A 988-nucleotide genomic window follows, 5' to 3' on the forward strand; every position below is an offset into this window, starting at 1 on the left:
TGCCAGCCTGCGCCGCGCCGGTATGAAGGAACCCGGCCGCGCCGTGACGGGGTTGAGGCTCCCAAGGGCCGGGCACTCACCGTCTAATCCCAGATGCTTCGCGGCTGAACAAACCCGCAGGGCGCATCCCGGCCCTATTTCAGCAGCCGCGCGTCGGCCTGCATCTGCTTTCCCAGGCGCCCCAAGTCTTCCGGGGCGAGAATGAAATTGAACTCGTCACCGGCCGCCGTCTTCACGCGCCACACCACCTGCTTAGGGTCGGGCGTGATGAAGGTGCGGGCCTCGGTGATGTAGTCCGCGCGGAACTCGTCAGCTTCCATCTTTCGGCGCCCCTGTCTGCTCGGGTTGCATGTTCAACGGGCTCAGGAACTCGGTCGCCGCCGGATCGCGGCGGGGGTTCATCCCCTCGAAGCCGCGCAGCTCGTTGGCGTTGTAAACCCCGATTTCTCGGCCGATGCGGTAGGCTTGGAACCGTTGCAGCATGTCGCCGCGCAACAGCTCGTCCATGTCGAAGGCAACCGCGTGGTCGCGGCGCCCCTCGGTCGAGAACAGGGCGCGGGTGATGCACTTTTCCCAGCGGACCAGCCACGGGCGGATCGTGTGCCCGGCGAACCAGCGGCCCAGCTCGGTGACGTTATTGTAGCTGCCGTTGCTGAGGTCGCCCAGGATCGGCGGGGGCACCCGGAACATGCGCGCGATTTGCTCGACTGAGAACCTGCGGCTCTCGAGCATCTGGGCGTCTTCCGGGCTCACGCTGAGGGCGTGCCAGGTCATGCCTTCCTCGAGCACCCCGATGCGGCCAGCGTTGGCGGTGCCGCCGTAGAGGCTATTCAGGCTGTCGCTGAGGGTCTTCGCCGCCTCGGGTCCGATGGTCTCGGGATGCGCCACGAACCCGCTCATCTTGGCGCCGTTGCGGTAGATTGCCCCTGAGAACCGTTCCACCGCCATTGCCGTGTTGAAGGTCTCACGGGCCCGCGCCAGGCGGCTC

2 protein-coding genes are annotated in these 988 nt (G+C 66.6%); both read right to left on the minus strand.

Translation table 11 applies throughout. The annotated features are described in order from the left end of the window. Positions 1-134: 134 nt before the first annotated feature. Positions 135-320 carry a hypothetical protein gene (locus CK240_RS17620; protein WP_095641547.1) on the minus strand — a complete coding sequence of 62 codons (186 nt, stop codon included), beginning with the start codon at positions 318-320 and terminating at the stop codon, positions 135-137. Next, on the minus strand, positions 310-988 hold a 679-nt coding region (locus CK240_RS17625), incomplete at its 5' end, for a phage portal protein (protein ID WP_135058938.1). The genes CK240_RS17625 and CK240_RS17620, both read right to left, overlap by 11 nt.

Source organism: Paracoccus salipaludis (genome assembly GCF_002287065.1).
Lineage (GTDB): Bacteria > Pseudomonadota > Alphaproteobacteria > Rhodobacterales > Rhodobacteraceae > Paracoccus > Paracoccus salipaludis.